This is a genomic window from Streptomyces sp. NPDC041191, from assembly GCF_055591945.1.
The window spans coordinates 628,483-646,496 of sequence record NZ_JBVIZC010000001.1 but is presented as its reverse complement, the minus strand read 5'-3'; the positions used below and the strand labels follow the sequence as shown (position 1 = coordinate 646,496).

General features: G+C 68.2%; 18 protein-coding genes. All 18 read left to right on the top strand.

The features are described 5' to 3' along the window. Positions 1-17 precede the first annotated feature (17 nt). On the top strand, positions 18-146 hold the full coding sequence (locus ACZ6AQ_RS02955) for a hypothetical protein (RefSeq protein WP_468757012.1): 129 nt from the start codon (positions 18-20) through the stop codon (positions 144-146). Positions 147-230: 84 nt separating this feature from the next. Continuing rightward, positions 231-1,970 (top strand): asparagine synthase-related protein, encoded by a 1,740-nt coding sequence (locus ACZ6AQ_RS02950; RefSeq protein ID WP_468757011.1) that lies wholly within the window; start codon positions 231-233, stop codon positions 1,968-1,970. Then, on the top strand, positions 1,964-2,257 hold the full coding sequence (locus tag ACZ6AQ_RS02945) for a hypothetical protein (RefSeq protein ID WP_468757010.1): 294 nt from the start codon (positions 1,964-1,966) through the stop codon (positions 2,255-2,257). The genes ACZ6AQ_RS02950 and ACZ6AQ_RS02945 overlap by 7 nt, the downstream gene beginning before the upstream one ends. Further along, positions 2,254-2,670, top strand: a complete 417-nt coding sequence (locus ACZ6AQ_RS02940; protein ID WP_468757009.1) for a lasso peptide biosynthesis B2 protein — start codon at positions 2,254-2,256, stop codon at positions 2,668-2,670. Before ACZ6AQ_RS02945 ends, ACZ6AQ_RS02940 begins: the two co-directional genes overlap by 4 nt. A gap of 234 nt (positions 2,671-2,904) precedes the next feature. Beyond that, on the top strand, positions 2,905-4,740 hold the full coding sequence (locus tag ACZ6AQ_RS02935; RefSeq protein ID WP_468757007.1) for an ATP-binding cassette domain-containing protein: 1,836 nt from the start codon (positions 2,905-2,907) through the stop codon (positions 4,738-4,740). A 118-nt stretch (positions 4,741-4,858) separates the two neighbouring features. Then, positions 4,859-5,296, top strand: a complete 438-nt coding sequence (locus tag ACZ6AQ_RS02930) for a DUF6093 family protein (protein WP_468757005.1) — start codon at positions 4,859-4,861, stop codon at positions 5,294-5,296. After that, positions 5,293-5,718: a DUF6093 family protein gene (locus tag ACZ6AQ_RS02925; RefSeq protein ID WP_468757003.1), complete on the top strand. Its 426-nt coding sequence runs from the start codon at positions 5,293-5,295 to the stop codon at positions 5,716-5,718. The genes ACZ6AQ_RS02930 and ACZ6AQ_RS02925 overlap by 4 nt, the downstream gene beginning before the upstream one ends. Before the next feature lie 40 nt (positions 5,719-5,758). Beyond that, the gene (locus tag ACZ6AQ_RS02920; RefSeq protein ID WP_468757001.1) at positions 5,759-6,160 is read left to right on the top strand and encodes a hypothetical protein; all 402 of its coding nucleotides are present in this window, start codon (positions 5,759-5,761) and stop codon (positions 6,158-6,160) included. 101 nt (positions 6,161-6,261) lie between these two features. Beyond that, positions 6,262-6,579: a hypothetical protein gene (locus ACZ6AQ_RS02915; RefSeq protein ID WP_468757000.1), complete on the top strand. Its 318-nt coding sequence runs from the start codon at positions 6,262-6,264 to the stop codon at positions 6,577-6,579. A gap of 92 nt (positions 6,580-6,671) precedes the next feature. Continuing rightward, positions 6,672-7,010, top strand: coding sequence for a hypothetical protein (locus ACZ6AQ_RS02910; protein WP_468756998.1), 339 nt, complete (start codon positions 6,672-6,674; stop codon positions 7,008-7,010). A 129-nt stretch (positions 7,011-7,139) separates the two neighbouring features. Next, a complete protein-coding gene (locus ACZ6AQ_RS02905; RefSeq protein ID WP_468756997.1) occupies positions 7,140-7,634 on the top strand; it encodes a phage tail tube protein in 495 nt (164 codons plus the stop codon). An 11-nt stretch (positions 7,635-7,645) separates the two neighbouring features. Then, positions 7,646-8,257, top strand: a complete 612-nt coding sequence (locus ACZ6AQ_RS02900) for a hypothetical protein (protein WP_468756996.1) — start codon at positions 7,646-7,648, stop codon at positions 8,255-8,257. A 26-nt stretch (positions 8,258-8,283) separates the two neighbouring features. Continuing rightward, complete coding sequence (locus tag ACZ6AQ_RS02895; protein ID WP_468756994.1) at positions 8,284-8,586, top strand: hypothetical protein; 303 nt, start codon at positions 8,284-8,286, stop codon at positions 8,584-8,586. 3 nt (positions 8,587-8,589) lie between these two features. Then, on the top strand, positions 8,590-12,882 hold the full coding sequence (locus tag ACZ6AQ_RS02890; protein ID WP_468756993.1) for a phage tail tape measure protein: 4,293 nt from the start codon (positions 8,590-8,592) through the stop codon (positions 12,880-12,882). Beyond that, positions 12,882-13,778, top strand: coding sequence for a phage distal tail protein (locus ACZ6AQ_RS02885; RefSeq protein ID WP_468756991.1), 897 nt, complete (start codon positions 12,882-12,884; stop codon positions 13,776-13,778). Before ACZ6AQ_RS02890 ends, ACZ6AQ_RS02885 begins: the two co-directional genes overlap by 1 nt. Before the next feature lie 12 nt (positions 13,779-13,790). Continuing rightward, positions 13,791-14,720, top strand: a complete 930-nt coding sequence (locus ACZ6AQ_RS02880) for a hypothetical protein (protein ID WP_468756989.1) — start codon at positions 13,791-13,793, stop codon at positions 14,718-14,720. A gap of 2 nt (positions 14,721-14,722) precedes the next feature. Continuing rightward, positions 14,723-15,808, top strand: coding sequence for a hypothetical protein (locus ACZ6AQ_RS02875; protein WP_468756988.1), 1,086 nt, complete (start codon positions 14,723-14,725; stop codon positions 15,806-15,808). 2 nt (positions 15,809-15,810) lie between these two features. Beyond that, positions 15,811-17,988 carry a hypothetical protein gene (locus tag ACZ6AQ_RS02870; protein WP_468756987.1) on the top strand — a complete coding sequence of 726 codons (2,178 nt, stop codon included), beginning with the start codon at positions 15,811-15,813 and terminating at the stop codon, positions 17,986-17,988. The last annotated feature ends 26 nt before the right edge of the window (positions 17,989-18,014 follow it).

Sequence of the window (18,014 nt, the reverse complement as noted above, 5' to 3'; positions counted from 1 at the left end):
CACCGAGGAGGCTGGCCATGGCCCAGCAGACCGAAATCGAGACCGTGGACTTCGAAGTCGAGATCAACACCCACCCGGTCGACGACCTCACCCTCGGCACCCTGGAGGGCCGTTACGCGGACAAGGCCAACTACTTCGAGGGCTGAGGTCCGACGTCACGCGAACCCGGGGGCTGTCGCACTGCGACGGCCCCCGGGCCCATTTCCGGATCGAGCAGGAGGCAGAAGGGCATGGAAGAGCAGTGGCTTGCCACCGAGCTGGCGGTTGAGGGAAGCAGGAGCGAAGTCGACGGCCTTGCCGGTGTCCGTGCGGGCACCGGAGCGGGCCTACGGAGCGTGGTCGAGGGGACTGCGGCAATAGCGGTCATGGGTGACTGCCCGGTGGGGGAGAAGGAGCTGCGCAGCGCACTCGCGGCTGTTCGGGCAGGGCAGTGGGCCGAGCTGACCGGCTGGCCCGGATCGTACTGGGTGGTGGCGGATAACGGGCGTGAACGGTTCGTCTGCGGGGATCTGGCGGAGCTGCGGCCGGTGTACTACACCACGGCCGGGACGTGGGCCACGGACCCTCGCCGTCTCGGCAAGCCGCTCGTGCCGGATCTGGTGCTGGCAGCCGCCCGGATCGCTGTAGGGGGTGATCACTGGCCCGGCCGCAGCTCGTACGAAGGAATCCGCCAGGTGCCGGGCGGCTTCGGCCTGCTGCTCCCTGCCGGGCGGGAGCCGCAGTTGATCGACGTCACCGCGATCACCGAGGTTGTTGATCTGGCTGCTGGGGCCGAACAGTTCGGCGCCGCGCTCACCCAGGCCGTTCAGCACCGCGTGCTGGCCGCCGACGGGGCGGTGGGAGCGGATCTGTCGGGTGGCCTGGACTCCTCTTCCGCCGTCATCCTCGCCTCCCAGGTCGGTCAGGTGCACGCGGTTACCTACACCGACGGGTACACCAGCGCGGAGGATGCCTTCTTCGCCACCCGGGTGGCCGAGTACACCGGCGCAGAGCACACGATCGCGCGCGGAGGCGAGGACGACTTGCCGTTCTCCTTTCCCGCCGGGCAGCCCACCGGCCTGGAACCGTCCCTCAGCGCAGCTCTGTACGCGATGGACCGCACCTACCTCACCCCCGTGGCAGGCCGGCCGCTGCACCTGACCGGGCACGGAGGGGACATCGTCCTGGACGCGTCGTCATCCGTCTGGGTCCGTCTTCTCCAGGACGGTCAGCGCCATGCCGCGCACCGCCAGGTCGTGGCCTACGCCCGTCTGCGGAACATGGCGCCGGGGCCGTACTGGAAGAGCATCAAGCAGACCGCGAGGTTCGGCCGTGTCGGGATGCTGGAGAAGATCGCGGAGCAGTTGGAGAAGGGCGGTCCGCGGTCTGGCCAGGAGGTCACGGGTTGGTCATGGTGCCGGCTGGGGGCAGCTTCTTCCTGGTTGACCGCCGGCGGCCGTACCCAGGTGGCTGCCCTGCTCCGGCAGGCTGCCTCTGACGACTACCAGTCGAACTATGCCGATGAGTTCGATCAGTGGTCCGCGCTCCGGTTCACCGGGGCCACGGCGCGAAGCTGGACTCCGTACGCCGAAGCGTTCGCCGTACGGCCCGTCTACCCGTACCTCGACAACACCGTGGTCCGTGCCGCGTTCGCTGTTCCACCGCTCGCCCGACGCGGCCTCTACACCTTCAAGCCCCTGCTCGCCGCTGCTCTGCCGGAGCTTCCCGGCTGGCTCCTCGGCCGCCGCTCCAAGGGCTCCTTCACCACCCAGCGCATCGCGGCCTTCCAACAGCACCGTGCCCGACTCACCGACCTGCTCGCCGTCAGCCCTCTGACCACAACGAACCTGTTCGACTACGCGGCCGTAGCCGCCACCCTCGACCACCTGGCTCAAGGCAGGGTCGCGACCGGCTCGGCGGACCTGCACCAGATGCTGGTGGCTTCCTGGTGGCTCACGGGCCAGCCCACCCCCGCGGCGGCGTCGTGCTGACCCCGGCTCCGCACATCTTCTATGCCACCGACGAACACGGCGTCCTGCTCCTGGACATCCGGAGCGCGACTTGGAAGACGTTCGGTCCGGACGTCTCGCGGATCTGGATGGCGATCGCCACTCGTGGCACCGCCGATGGCCTCGCAGACGAACTCGCGATTCCCACCAGCCGCGACCTCCGCGCCGTGCAGTTGGGCATCGCCAACCTCGTCGACGCGTGGAAACGCGACGGCCTGCTCATCGATCCCGCTCGCACGGCACGTCCCCGAAAGTGGTGGTGGCGATGACACAGATGGTGCCCACCCCGTTGAACACGCCCACCGTGCCCGAGCGGGTGGTGGCCGCCGCCGGGCTCGCGTTCTCCCTCGCGATCGGATGCCTGCCGTTGCGATCCCGGATCGCCGCCGTCCATGCTGTGTGGCGCCTGCCGGCGGCTCGACGTAGCCACGTCGAACGACTCGACGCGGCGGTCCGCTACATCATCCCGACGTGGTGGCCGGGTCGGATCGCGTGCATGGAGATCAGCCTCGCCACCGTTCTCGCGACCGCGCTCACAGGACGCCGCGCCTCCTGGGCCTTGGGTGCCCGCCGGATGCCGGACGCTGCCCATGCCTGGGTCGAGACGCCCGAGGGACCCGTCGGTCACGATGTGGGCGACGGCGCGGACCGGCCCTACACCCGCGTCCTGTCCGTTCCCTAGGGCGCGCTTCAAGCAGCCGTGGCCCGGAAGGACATGCCTCCGTCCTTCCGGGCCACGGCCCCACGATCAGGTGAACCTTGGAACGCCAGGTTGACGAACTGATTGTCTGACCGGCCCTGATGCGTACAGGTGCCGACAATTACGTTGTCCCACGCCATCGGTACGCGCCTTCCTTGGTGTGTGAGTCCTACCGCACCTATCGCACCGGCCCCCGTCGTCGGTCAGCCTCCCGTCATGCGTCTGGCCTCCGACCGGTACCAGGACGCCAACGCCGCCATGTCGACCTGGGCCATCGCCCGACGCCTTCCGAAGACGCTCGGCGAGGCTATCCGGCTCGGCTGGGCCACCGATCACCACGCGGTCCTGGCCCTGGCCGCCTGCCAGATCACAGCCGCTCTGCTGACCGCGACCGTACTCGCTGCGACGACCCGCGTCCTGGCCGGACTGTTCACCGGCGCCGACGTCCTCGTCGGACTCCAGAACCGCGCTGGAGCCCTGGCCGTCCTCTGCATCGCCCTGTGCGGCCGCTACATCTTCGACGCCGTCGCCCGGTCAGCAGCCGCCCGCCTGGCTCCGAAGGTCGTCCGGGAGGCCGACCTCAAGGTCATCTCGGCCGCCACGTCCGCCGAGCTTGTCGCGTACGAGGACGCGGGCTTCGAGAACGCCCGGCAGGCCGCCGCCGACGGCGCCGACAAGACCCGCGACCTGATCCTCGACGCCCAGCTCCTCACTTCTGCTGCCGCGCAGATCGTCGCCGCCGCGACCGTCGTCGCCGTCCTGCACCCGGCCGTCCTTGGCCTGCTGCTACTCGCCGCCGCCCCGTGCGCCTGGGGCGCCGTACGGGCCGCGCGGATCGAGCACGAAGCGCACCACCGCAACCTCGGTGACTCCCGGCTGCGCAACGTCTTCCGCTCCTACACCACGGAGCACACCACCGCAGACGAAGTCCGTGCCGGTACCATGGCCGACTTCCTCACCAGTCAGTACCGCATCATCTCCGGCCGACTGGAGGCCGAACAGCTCACCGCCGCCCATCGGGCCCTGGCCGTCCGGGGCATCGGTGACGCGTTGGCCGCACTCGGCACGGCCGCGGCCTGGGCCGTGCTCATCCTGCTCGTCTCCACCGGCCGTTTCGAACTCGCCGCCGCCGGCGCCGCGGCCCTCGCCCTACGCACCGCCGCCAGTGCGCTCAGCACCACCGTCCGCGCCGGCGCCGGTCTCTTCCGCACCTCGCTCGCCGTCGACGACTGGCACCGCTTCCTCGTCCTCGCCGGACCCTGGTCCGCCCGTCGAGGCGCTGCCCGCATCTCCGAGACCGGCCCCGAGGTGATCAGCGTCGCCGACGCCGCCTTCACGTACCCCGGCAGCAACCGGCCCGCCCTGACCGGCGTCAGCCTGGACCTCAAGCGTGGCGAAGTCGTCGCCCTCGTCGGCGAGAACGGTTCCGGAAAGACCACCCTGGCCAAACTGATCACTGGCCTGTACCTGCCCACCACCGGCAGCGTCACCTGGGACGGCATCGACCTTGCCGACGCCGACCCCGCCAGCGTCTATCCCCACCTCGGACTCGTCCCCCAGGACTACACCCGCTGGCCCCTCGACGCCCGCGCGAACATCCACCTTGGTCAACCACGACCCGAAGGTGACTCCGCCATCCACGCTGCCGCCGAAGCCTCTGGCGCGGATGCCGTCATTGCTCAGCTTCCTGACGGCCTCGACACCTCACTCGCTCGCTCCTGGTGGGGCGGACACGACCTTTCCGGTGGTCAGTGGCAGCGCCTCGCCATCGCCCGCGCCTTCCACCGCGATGCTCCCGTCCTCGTCATGGATGAACCCACCGCAGCCCTGGACGCCCGTGCCGAACACCGCATCTTCACACGCCTCAAGGCTCTTGCCGCCGGCCGAACGACCCTCTTCATCACCCACCGCCTCGCCAATGCACGCCTCGCCGACCGCATCGTTGTTCTCGAAGGCGGTCGCATTATCGAGACGGGCACGTACGACGAACTGATTACAGCAACACCGTGCTCGACATTCCACGAGATGCTTCAGCTTCAGGACGGCTCGTGACCTCCGTGTCGCGGTGGCGCGACCTCTGCCCGAGCTGAGGAGGAACGCATATTGCCCGAACAGGTAACTGCCCTTGGTGCGGCTGGGGACACCGTCGTTTCGTTCTATCGTCGTATCCATGAGCGCGCCTACCGAAGGGCTGACTCTGGGGGCCGTCAGCGCGATTGTCGAGAAGAAGATTCTCACCAGCAAGATCAGGATCTACCGGCCCGGCGAGCCGGTGTTCAACCCCGAAACAGGGCAGTACGAGCCAGGCCCGCCGGCCACCGTGTACGAAGGGCGGGGAGCCATCTTCCCTGCGGGTGGACCGTCCGTCGTTCTGCACCTCGCGGGGCAGGCGTACGTGGATGACACGCCTTCCCGATATCGGTTGCTGACGCCCCTGTCGGCGCCGGTGGCCTCCCGCGAGGACACCGTCGCCGTGGTGGAAGCCGAGGATGAAGCCGCAATCGGACGGACCTGGCGGGTGGTCGACCTCGGAGAGACCTCCACGCTGAGCATCGTCCGTACGACGTGGGTAGACCAGAACACCCAGACGACCGGGGGGGCGACGTGAGCACGGCGATCGATCCGGAGGAAGTGCGGAGGGAGCTGGAGGCCAAGCTCCTGCTCGACACGGTCCGGGTGACCCGGCCTACCGGCACCCCGGCCCTCGACCCAGAGACGGGCCTCCTCGGCGATGTTCCGGTGGACGTGGTCTACGAAGGGCCGGGCGCACTGCTGTCCGGGCACGGGCAGGTGACGGCGGAGGGCATCGTCGGCAGGCAGTGGCTTGACGACACCGTGTCCTGGTACCGGCTGCTCACCCCGCTTAGCGCACCCGTACCGGCCCGGTACGACCAGGTCGAGGTGGTCCTCGCGCATTCAGGGGGTGCCGCAACCGGCGGACGGGTGTGGCAGGTTCTCGACCCGTCGGAAGCCTCTACGGTCGAGCTTGTGCGGGTGACCCGGCTGGACGAGATCACGCCCCCGTCCTGAGGCGAGTCGGGGTGTTCGCGATCCGTCCTACGCTCGATACATGAAGGTCACGGACACCTCACCCGCAGGCATACGGAAGATCAAGATTATGGCGGACGGCGGACGAGCCTCGCTGGAGATCGACGGAACCGACTGCACGGACCTCGTCTCCGGATACACGGTTCATCACCGCGCCGGCGAACCGGCTGATCTCGTCGTCCAGTTCGCTTCCGGGATGATCGATCCGAGCTTCGAGGGCGACGCCCGAGTCTTCGTCGGCGTCCCGTACGAGCCGGGACCGGCCGCCGCCCACTTCCTGTCGGCGATCGACGCGGGCCTGCTGGAGAAGGCGGCGTTGGCCCGCCCGGACCTCGGAGGCCCCCACGGCTTCACCGCGGCCGTCCTCGCCCAGCTCCAGCAGTGGGCGAACGGCGAGTTCGACCAGACGCCGGAGGCAGACTGATGACTTTCTCCCGCAACGCGCATTCGGGAGCGAGCGCGTACTCGAATGCGCCGCAGATCGCCGCGCAGTTGAATGCCCGTGCGGCAGCCGCGCTTCCCGCCGTGAGCAGCGTCGTTCAGCACTACGCGATGCTGTTGGAGACGAGAATCAAGGCCCACGCCAGCGGCAGACCGGGCCCGAACGCACCGACCGGCGACTACCGGCGCTCCTGGACGCACGAGTTCAGCACCAACGGCCTGATCGCCGAGGCGGTCGTCGGCACGAACAAGCCCCAGAGCCGACGCCTTGAGTACGGGTACGTCGGCGCCGACAGCCTCGGCCGGATCTACAACCAGCCCCCTTATCCCCACATGGGACCGGCCGTCGAAGAGGTCCGCCCGGCCTTCCTCGCCGCAGTCGGAGCGGCGGTGGGGAACTGATGCCCGTATCCGGACGCGTACTCAGTCTCGCGGTCCAGGCGATGCTGGCCAGCGCCACGGGCCGCTCCTGCGGGTACGGGGCGGCTCCCACCGTGAGCAGCCTGCCGACGGGGGCCGCCACCCCCTACAGCGTGCTCTATCCGATCGGGTCGACCAGCGACGGCCCCCCGTTCGGTGACACGAGTGCGGACGCCCGAATCCTCTACCAGGTCACCTCAGTCGCGACGACGGCCGAGCAGGCCGAATGGATGGCCGACAAGGTGCGCGCGGGCATGTTGGCACGTACGCCACTCGGCTACACCTACCCGATCACCGCCACCGGTTACGCCGTCATGTCCCGTGAGCTGGACAAAGAGGAAGGCGTGACTGTCGCCAGCGGCGTATACAGTTACATCCAGCGGTTCGCGATCGAGGTCACCACCCTCGGCTGACCGTCACACCTCACCGCGGAGGCCCATCGCGGACGCCCGACCACTCGGTACGGGCCGACTCCCAGCTTGATCTGTTGGGGACGGGCCTGCCGTATTCCGGGGCCGTCGTCCCCGGAGAGTGAGAGTCGCGTGTCCACCACGCAGCAGCGTTTCATGCGCCGAGGCACCACCCTCTTCTACTTCCTGCAGAAGATCGCCTCCGACGACAACATCCCCACCCGCGTCGAACTCGGGCCGACCAACGCCACCAACCTGTCGGACAGCATCTCCGACATCGAGGGGTGGGCGCTGGAGAACACCCCGATCGACACCCCGGACATGGGGAGCACCTTCGCCACCACCATCCCCGGTGAGGACAAGGCGGACAACAGCTCGCTGACCTTCTACGAGGACAAGGTCAGCGACACCATCGAGACCCTTCTCTCCAAGGGAGTCACCGGCTTCATCGTCATCCTGCGCAAGGGTGACGTGCCGGGGTCCAAGTCCCTCGACACCTTCCCCGTCCGCGTCGGCAGCCGCAGCGCCTCGTACAGCACCGCGTCGGAGCCGGCGAAGTTCAAGGTGAACTTCGGCATCACCGACGAGCCCACCCTCGACGCCGCCGTGCCGGCGAAGACCCTTTGAGGGGGCGCCGCATGTCCACCACGGAACTCCCCGTCCCGCCGGCCGCCGCCGTCGCCCGCGATCCCCACTGGTCGGCCAAGATGGCCCGTCTCAAGGCCCGCAAGCTCCCGGAGCGCACGCTGCGGCTGTGCGACGACGACGAGGCGAAGAAGAACGTCACCGACGCCGCCCTGGCGCTGGCGAAAGCCCGTACCGAAGCCCGTACCCGGTCGGTCGAGCAGGGCATCGCGGAGGCCGACCGCGAGGAGTGGATCGTTGCCCAGCCCGACGTGCTCGCCGCGCAGCTTCGCCTCGAAGAGGCCGAACGTGCCCTGGAGGACGTGACGATCGTCCTCACCTTCCGCGCCCTTCCGCGCCCGGCCTGGGAACAACTCCTGCGTGACCATCCGCCGACCGAGGCGCAAGCCGACCAGGGCATGGAGTACAACGTCGAGACCTACCCCGCCGCGCTCGTCGCCGCGTGCCACATCGAGCGGGACGAGACGGGCGCCGAGGTTCCGGGGATGACCGAGGAAGAGGCGCAGGAACTCCTGGACACCTGGGCGGACTCGGAGGCGAAGGCCCTCTTCACCTCCGCGCTCTTGGCCAACCAGACGGTACGGGCCGACCTGGGAAAAGGCTGACCACTGACCCGGCCTTCCGCGCGGAGATGGAGGTCTGCGCCTCTTACGGCATCCCGCACAGCCAGTTCACCGGCGCGGGAGACGGGCGGTGGTCGGCGCTCGACCGCGCGAAGGCCATCGCCTACCTCACCTACTCGCGGATGGTGTGCGACTCGTGCGGGACCAGGCCGGATGAGTGGGACGAGCAGGCAGGTGGCGACCGTTTCGCGTACGTCACCGAGACACACCGGTGCATCGGCTGCGAGCTGATCGCCATGGAGCAGGAACAGGTCCCGGAAGGTCCGGAGGGGCGTGGGGTGAAGGTCGGGCTACGGCCCAGAAAGAAGTAACCCGTGGCTGGGGCCTACACCCTCTACGTCCACGTCCAGGCCGGTGTCACCGGCCTGGTCGGAGGACTGCGTACGGCGGCAGGACAGGTGAACGCGTTCGGCGGCCAGATACGCCGTCTCGACGGCGACCTCAACCAGCTCGCGACGAGGTCGGAACAGACCCGCCGATCGATGTCGACGGGGTTCGCCGTGATGGGTCTCGCGCTCGGCGGAGCTTTCCTTCTCGGCGTACGCGGTGCCATCGAGCTGGAGAAGCAGATGGCGAACGTCATGACGATCTCCAAGGAGATCAACAAGACCAACGTCGATCGGTTCACGGACCAGATCGTGGAGCTGAGCACGCAGCTCCCGCAGTCGGCCTCTCAGCTCGCCGAGGGCCTGTACCAGGTCGTCTCCACCGGCTTCGACGGCGCCGACGCGATGACGATCTTGCGCGTGGCCGCACGCGGCGCTGCCGCCGGCCTGACGACGACAGAGACCTCTGCCCGGGCCCTGCTCGGCGTCCTCAAGGCGTACGGCATGGACGCCTCCGAGGCCAACGACGTGATGGACGTGATGTTCCAGACCGTCAACTACGGCGTCGTCTCCTTCGACGAACTCGCCCAGCAGCTCGGCGACGTGGTGCCGATGGCCGCCGCCGCAGGCGTCGAGTTCCACGACATCAGCTCGGCGCTCGCCGCCGTCACCCTCACCGGCATCCCGGCGGCCGAAGCTGTCACGGCACTCAACATGCTGCTGACGCGCATGATGAAACCGACGCGCGAGATCACCGAGATGATCAAGGGGTTCGGCTACGAGTCGGCCGCCGCCGCCCTTGAGCAGGACGGCCTGTACGTCGTCATGGAGAAGATCCGCACCGCTACCGGCGGCAGCGCGGATCAGCTCGTTCCTCTTCTGAAGGATATCCGCGCGGTCCGCGCTGCCCTCGCCCTGTCGGCGGCCGAGGGGAAGAACTACCAGGACACCTACAAGGGCATCAGCCAGGAGGTCGAGCGGGCCGGAGCAACGCAGAAGGCGTACGAGATCCAGCTCGACACCACGGCAGGGCAGTGGAGCCAGTTCCAGAACCAGGCGTCGGCCCTCGGCATCGACATGGCGCGCGTGCTCCTGCCCGCGCTCGAGATCGTGGGCGAGTACCTGAACGTCGTGGCCGGTGCTCTCAATGACCTTCCCGGCCCGGCGAAGTCGGCGATGGGCGTCGTCCTCGCCCTCTCGGCGGCTGCACTGCTGGCGAAGGCCGCCTTCTTGAAGTTCGGGGGCCAGCTCACCGTCTTCCGTACGGAGCTGGCCGCGGCGCGCGCCGGCGGCTCCGCCCTCCCCGCCGTCCTCACCGGCACTGGGATCGCGGTCGCCGCTCTGACCACCCTGATGGCGGTTGGAATCGGCGTGTACGCCGCCTACTCCGCCAGCAAGCAGAAGGCGAAGGCGGCGACCGAGGAGCTGGTGGACGCGCTGCGCCGGGAGCGCGAGGAGGGAGAGCAAGGGGCGGGCCTTCGCGCGCTCACCGAACAGCTCACCAACAGCGACGACATCCAGAAGCTCAAGAACGCCGGCGTCGACGTGGCGAAGGCGATTGACGCGATTACCTCCGGCGGAGAGAAGCTGAACCGTCTCAAGTCCGAGCTGGACTTCGGAAAGATGCTGTCCTTCCAGAGGACGGCTGTGGGCGGGTTCACCTACGACATCGGCTTCGACCGGGCGAAGGAGGTCCTGGACCGGCAGCACAAGGTCTGGTCGGACGCGGTCAAGAAGGAGAACGAGCTCGCCGCGTCCATGGCCATCGTCAACAACAAGATCAAGGCCAACCGGCAGGAGATCCTTGGCGCCTGGGACCTCACCCAGTCTCTTCCGACCGACAAGAACGGCTCGCCGAAGTTCACCGAAGAGATGGAGGCGATGGGCAAGGCTCTCGGCTCGATCGTTGATCCGGCGAAGGCGTGGAAGGCCGCGCAGGACAAGGTCGCTGAGGCGAATCGGAAGGCAGGTCGGTCTGCCGACGCGTCGAAGGCGTCCCTCGCGGACTACGTGCAGGAGCTGAACAAGCAGCTCAAGGCGCAGCGCGAGTTCCAGAAGAACCTGGGTGAGCTGGCTGGCGCCGGGCGGCTGGACCTGGCCGACCACTTCGCCGGACTCGGCCCCGACGCGGCGCCGCTCCTTGGTGAGCTGGTCGCGCAGCTCAAACAGGGCAAGGGCAAGGTCGCCGACGAGATGGAGGCGATCATCCAGGAGTCCGCTGCCCGCTCGACGCCGGCGTTTCGTGCCGGGTTGGAGCAGCTTCCCGCGATCTCCGCGAAGTACGGCCGGAAGGTGGCCGAAGCGTGGATCGATGCGTCGGCCACCAACGATCCGGGGAAGTTCGCGCGAGTCATGCGGGACATGACCGTTGCTGACATGAGCAAGGCTGCGCAGAAGATGCCCAAGGCCGCTGCCCGGCAGCTTGAGCAGGGCATGAGCCTGCTGGCCGAGGTGACCGCCAAGTACGGAAAGGAGGCTTCCACCTCGCTGGCGCAGTCCTTCCTCCAGGGCGACGTCGAGAACATTCGATCCCAGCTCGGTTTCCTGTACGGCGCGGACATGCCCATAGCCGCGCCGGATCTGTCCGGGGTCATAGCGGCCTTCCAGACTGCCGGGAAGCAGTCCACCTCCGAATGGGCCGGGATGCTGAACCTCATCGTGGCCGTATCCCAGAGCAAGGGGGCCGAGGCGGCGAGCGCCCTGACCTCTGCGTTGCTCTCGGGGGACATGGCGGCCGTGCAGAGGCAGCTCGACGGGATCGGGGCGTCCGTCGGTCGCATCCCGGGCCAGAAGACGATCACGATCAGCGTGAACAAGCCGGCCGCGGTCACCATCCCGTTCTTCGCGAAGATCCAGTCGAGCCCGTGGGACAAGGACGGCAACGGAGTCCCCGACATGGTCCAGGCTCCCGTGAGACAGGCGAACGGCGGCCTGCTCCACTTCTACGCCGACGGCGGGGTGCGTTCCCGTCGCGAAGAGCACACGGCACAGATCGCCCCAGGCGGTGCGTGGCGGGTATGGGCGGAGCCGGAGACCCAGGGGGAGGCGTACATCCCTCTGGCTGGGGCGAAGAGAGCCCGATCCAAGGTAATTCTGGAGGAGGTCGCCCGGCGTTTCGGTGGTGAGGTCAGCTACCACGCCGATGGTGGTCTCACTGGGGTCACCTACCGGCCCGCCAGCCCCGCGACGCTCTACACGCTGTCCGGGATCGCCAACGACTCGCGCGACAAGAAGGGCAACTTCGACCTCAAGCTCTTCGCCAAGAAGCTGAACACATCCGTCGCCACCGCCAAGCAGTGGCGAAAGGACCTCGACACCGTCGCCCGCCGTGCCGGCCGGGATGTCGCCGATGCCCTGGCCGAGATGGGAGAGGAGGGGATCGCTCTCACTCGAAAAATGGCGACCGGGAGTTCCGGCTACCTCAAGACGATGGCGAAGAACATCCGGGAACTGGAGGCCGCGTCCAAGGCGAGCCTGGGGGAGTTCACCGGTCAGCTGCGAAAGGCCGTGAAGGATCAGGTCGCCTTCGAGCAGAATCTCTCGAAGCTCGCGGCCAACGGCTACGGCGACCTCGCCAACCGCCTGGCGCGGCAGGGGGACCAGGACGCGGCCGACCTCGCCGCCGAGGCGGTGAAGAACCCGAAGAAGGCGAAGGAGGCGAACGACGCCTCCCGCAGTGCCAACCGGACCCTGCCCGAGGACGACCTGCCGGACCTGATCGCGATCATCAGCGCGGTCAAGAACAAGACGACCGGCCTGCACGCGGTGGCCGATGCCACCGGTCTCGGTGAAGACCACATCATCGAGATCGCCAACCTCGCTCTCGTCCGGCTCAAGAGCGCCCTGGGGTCGAAGGGAACGAAGTTCTTCGCCGACCTGGCCCGGGCCAGCAGGGGCTTGTCGTACGCCAACGGCGGCATCCTGACACCCGGCCTCTACGCCACCTCCGGCGGACTGGTGAAGTTCGGTGAGCCCGAGACACAGGGCGAAGCGTTTATCCCCCTCGGCGCGGCGAAGCGCAGCAGTGCGCTCGCCGTCCTCCACGACGTTGCCTCCCGGTTCGGGATGCGTCTGTCCAGCGCCGCCGCGCCACCGTCTACGACAAGACTTGTCGACGCCCGACCGTCGACCGCGATCAAGGTCACCGTTGTGCAGCAGCAGCCGAAGGCGCTGGTGGGGTCCATGCCGATCACCGTCCACGGCCGTGACACCTCCCCGCAGGAGCTGTCCGGGGAGATCATGCGGCGGTTGCGGAACGCGCAGCGCGGGGGGCGGATCTGATGGTGCTCCTGTCCGACTGGCAGATCGACTTCGCGGGCGTCCTCATCGGCCGCAACACCACGGTGCCCGTGTCCGACGTAGAAGGACTCGGCGCTGCCGAACTCCGAACCCAGGACGTGCTGAACCCCTCCGACGACGGAGCCTTTCCCGGGGTGGACCTGTACGCGCCGCGCACGGTGCGGATCGAGGCCGGCATTCGAACCCCGGGTGACCCGGCTGCCGCCTTGAACAAGCTGGCCGAGATCGAAGCGGTCGCCGCCGAGTGGAAGATCCGCCGCACGGCGGGCGCGCTCGCCCAGCTCAGACTGCACTGGCCCGGCCGCGGCACCAAGCTCCTGTTCGGTCGTATCCGAAGGGTTGAAGCGGTCTCCACCGCCCAGGCCGTCTACGGATGGATACCCCTTGACCTGGAGTTCACCGCTCTCGACCCGCGTCTGCACGGCGACGTGGTGTCCAGCATCACCCTGCCCCTGGACATCAGCCATAGCACCGGAGGGTTCAAAGCCCCCCTCGTCGCACCCATCACCACCGGCATCGCCACCCCGGACACCAGGCCCGGATGGGTGATGAACGAGGGCAACGCGGGCGCCTGGCCGTCCATCAGGATCACCGGCCCTGTCACCAACCCGCGCATCGTGCACGTCGAGACCGGCCGCGTCCTGGAACTCGGCATCACCCTCGGCGTCGGCGAGCGCATCGACATCGAGACCCGCCCCGGTACCCGTTGGGTGCTGCGCAACGGATCGGGCAACGCAGCGCCGGCGCTGTCGGGCGCTTCCCGCCTGGACCTCTTCCAGATTCCGCCGGGCCGCAGCGAGATCCGCTGGACGGCGACCGATTACACCAACACCACCCGCCTGACCGTCTCGTGGCGGTCTGCGTGGGACGCCCTGTAAGGAGAATCTGCTGTGCCGCTCATCCAGCCGCCCATGCTTACCCACGGCGGCGTTCACCCCGCCCGCGCCTTCCGGATGCTGGTGCGAGACCTCTCCCGGGGTTCGCAGGGGGTGACCGAGGCCAACGACCTCAAGGTCCGGCAGTTGGCGACGCCGGGACCCGCCGTACGAGTCGGGGACGGTTCAGCCGTCATACGCGGAGCGTCATGGGCCCAGGGCGCCTACGCGCAGTACAACGTGGGGGACACCATCGTCCCCATCGCGCCGACGGGTGCTTCCGGCAGGTCGGACCTGCTGGTGCACCGGGTCGAGGACCCCGAGTACGAGGGCAACCGGGACCCGGTCGAAGACGACATCGGCTACTTCCACGTGATCCCGAACGTGTCGGCGACTACGACGGCCGTCCCGGCCGGAATGACAGCGATTCCTCTGGCCCGCCTCGACATTCCGCCGAATACCGCGACGATCACCGACGCGATGATCAAGGATCTGAGGCGCATCGCGAACCCTCGGAGAGAGCGTTATCTCTACACGGCTTTCCCGAGCAGCCGGTCGACCATCACGTACTCGGACGGCAAGTACCACAACTGGCCCCCGGCAGCCACTTGGTCCATCCCGGTACCCGACTGGGCCGTGAGCCTCAAGGTCGTCACGACTTTCGCCGGCCTCCGCCTGGACAGTGCCAACGTGACCGCGGCGATGCAGCAGGTCATCGGTCCGATCCAAGGGCAGGACACCAACGTCGAGGATGACCAGGGCAAGGGCGTGCGGAGGATAACTGTCATCCTCGCCGACAATCTCGGCGTCTCGGCGGCGATGCGCGGTACCACGCAGGTGCTGCGTGTGCAGACCTACATGTCGAAGTGGGATACCGGCAATCTCAGCGTGGACGCGGGTACTTCGATGATCTGCGACGTCGAGTTCAACGAGGGTGTCATCTGACGATGGCATATCGCTACCTGACCACCCATGCCCTCACTGGCAGCACTCTCGCCTGGGATCTTCCGTTGACGGAGGTCGAGTTCGGGCCCGAGCTGTGTGGGCCGGGCAGTCTCACCGGCGTCATCGAACCGCGGTTGGCCAACCTCACCCCGGCCCAGGTCGATCCCGGGAACACGCTGATCTACGTCGAACGAGACCGGACGCTGTTGTGGGGAGGCATCATCTGGCGTGCCGACCCGGAAGGGCAGAAGCTCCGCCTGGAGGCGAGCGGCTTCGGTTCGTACCTCACGAGGCGAACCGACACGCACGGCAACCTGTCCGGGCGGGGTCCCTGGGTGCATGCGGACCCCTGCCGGGTCATCCGCGACACCTGGACGTACTGCCAGGCCCAGCCCGATGGGAACCTGCGTGTGACGGTGGACGGGACGACGTCCACCGTCACGGTCGGCACCCCGGCCGAGCCGTACTCCAGCCCGTGGTGGGAGGCACCTTCGCTCGCCAAGATCGTCGACGACATGGTGGCGGTGGCCGGCGGCCCGGAGTGGACCGAGTCCGTCGGCTGGTCCGGCAGCACTCCGTCCCAGCGCATCCGCATCGGTTGGCCCCGGCTGGGGACCAGGCGGCAGGACATCAGCTTCACCTCCGGCATCAACGTCGCCTCCACGGTGCCGGTGCAGTACGACGCCGACAGCTACGCCCAGGTCGTCATCGGCCTCGGCTCCGGCGAGGGGCGCTCGCGGCGTCGTGTCGTGGACGCCGCGCGCAACGGCAGGCTGCGCCTGGAGCATGTGCTCGAAGTGCCGGAGGAGAAGGCCAACGACCGGCTGGCGGCGCGGGCCCGCACCGAGCGTGTGAACCGGTCGGTCATCGGCGAGGTCACCGAGATTGTCGTGCGGGACCACCCCGCGGCGCGCATCGGGTCCTTCCAGATCGGTGACGACGTACGGGTCCGGCTGAACGACGAATGGACGCAGTACGACGGCTGGGCCCGGATCACCGGCTGGACTCTCAAGCCGCCGTCCGACGCCGGACCGGAACAGGTCACGGTGCAGTTGGCGCGGGCCGACCGTTACAGCTACGGAGCGTAGACATGAGCAACCCGATAGCCCTCCTCGCCGCCCGCCTGGCCACTGTCGAGCGGCGGCTCGACACCACGAGCCGTACGGCACAGCTCGCCTACTCCTCCATCGAGGACGGCGCGATCAGCGTCTTCGACGGGGACGGCTCCCTGCGCGCGATCATCGGCCAGCAGCCGGACGGCACCACCGGCCTGAACGTGGTCAACGGACCGCCTCCTCCGCAACCGGTCGCACCCACGCTGGTGCCCTCGATCGGCGGCGTCACCGTCGGCTGGGACGGCCGCTTCCTCGACGGAAGCCCCACCCCCCTGGACTGGGCGAGGCTGGAGATCCACACCGCCGAGGTGGACTTCACGCCGGACACCTCCACCTTGCGTGCGACCATCGAGTCCCCGCAGGGCGGTACCTTCACCGTTCCGGCCGAAACTCCCCAGTACGTCCGTCTCGTCGCACGCAACACTTCCGGCACCGCGTCGCAGCCCTCGCCCACGGCGGGACCTGTCGGACGCGCGCCGGTCGTTGCGGAAGCCGTGGTCGCCGGCATCGTGAACGAGCTGGCGCTCGCGGACGCCGCAGTCAGCCGGAACAAGATCGCCGTCGGCGCCGTCGACGCCGATCGCCTGGCCATCGGTACCGGCAACCTCCTGCCGGACGGCTCTTTCGAGGGGGCGTACACCGAGGGGCTGATCGCTGCCAGCCCCGACTGGCGCCTGACGAGTCCCGGGAACGACTCGGCCCGGTGCCTGACGGTGGACGCTGCAGCGGAGCATCCGACAACGCACGGTCAGCATCTCGCGGTCCTGCCCGTTTCCCCCGGCGACCGCTTCTTCTTGGCGGTGGACCACCGCGTCAGTGCCGACTGGTCCGGACTCGCCCCGCGGATCTCCTTGCGCTGGTCCGACGCGAGCGGTGCCACGATCGGATACGGCGCCGTCGAGGGCGCGGCGGAGCCCGGCACGGCGTGGACCCGTATCAGCGGGCAGGTCCAGGCCCCCGCACATGCGACCCGCGCCACGGTGTGGGTCGAAGCCGTCCAGGCCAGTCAGGGAAGCTTGTCGTTCGACAATGCGGAGGTCCGTACGGTCGTCATGGCCGGTATGGTCCTGGCGGGTTCCATCGGAACTTCCGAACTGGCCGCGAACTCCATTACCGGCGAGAAGGTCGTGGCGCAGAGCATCACCGGCCGGGAAGTGAAGTTCGGGACGCTTACCGGCGACCACATGGACGTCAACTCGGTTCGGGTCGCGCTCCTGACAGCCGGTGTTATCACGGCTGACATGATCAAGGCCGACGCGCTGAACGGAAAGACGGTCACGGGCATCCGGGTCGTCGGCGCCGAGATCAACGGTGCCACCCTGCGTACCGCCGACTCGGGCAGCCGCGTGGAGATCACCTCCGTCCCGGCCACCGACAGCACGCCCGCCTCCGGACGGGTCCAGCTTCCTTCCGGTTCGGCGGCGGAGGTGGAGCCGGCGTCGATGTATTCGCTGTACGACACCGTTCGCAACACGTCCACGTTGAAACTCCAGTCGGCCGTGCTGCGCGAACTGGCTCCGGCCGACTCCATGAAGGCCATGGCTTCCCAGCCGACATGGCCCACTGCGGCGATCACCATGTGGTCGGAGCCCAACACCGCCTACCTCGAACTCAGCGCAACCAAGGCGATCGTCAACGCCCAGAATGTCCACTTCGGCGGCGCGCTCCGGAATCAACTCGTCATCAGGTCCAACATCATCAGCGCGACGAACGGGGCTGACGAAGAGGTACCCGTGTACCTCCACGGCGGACTCGTAGTCGATCCGGGCGGGTGGATCAGCCGGTACAACCAGGTGTGGACGGCGCCGACGCTCGGAGCCGGATGGGTGCAGTACGGAGGAACCTGGGACCGTGCCGCTTACAAGGTCTACCCCGACAGGACCGTGGGGCTGCGGGGTTTGGTCAAGCGGATCTCCAAGGACGCTGCCGTGGCGGGTGAAATCCTCATCGTGCTTCCGGCCGCCGCCCGACCAACGGTCACCTACACGCAGCAGTTCTCGATCCTCACCTCGACCGGGGCCGCGCTCTTCCTGAACCTCAATCCGACGACCGGCGCTGTCACCCTGGCCAACATCACCTCTGCGGCTGCCGCGGCTCTCGCCACCGGGACGACGCACCTGAATCTGAGCAGCATCCGATTCCCTCTGGACTGACTCCGACGGCCGGGAACCGAGGGTGC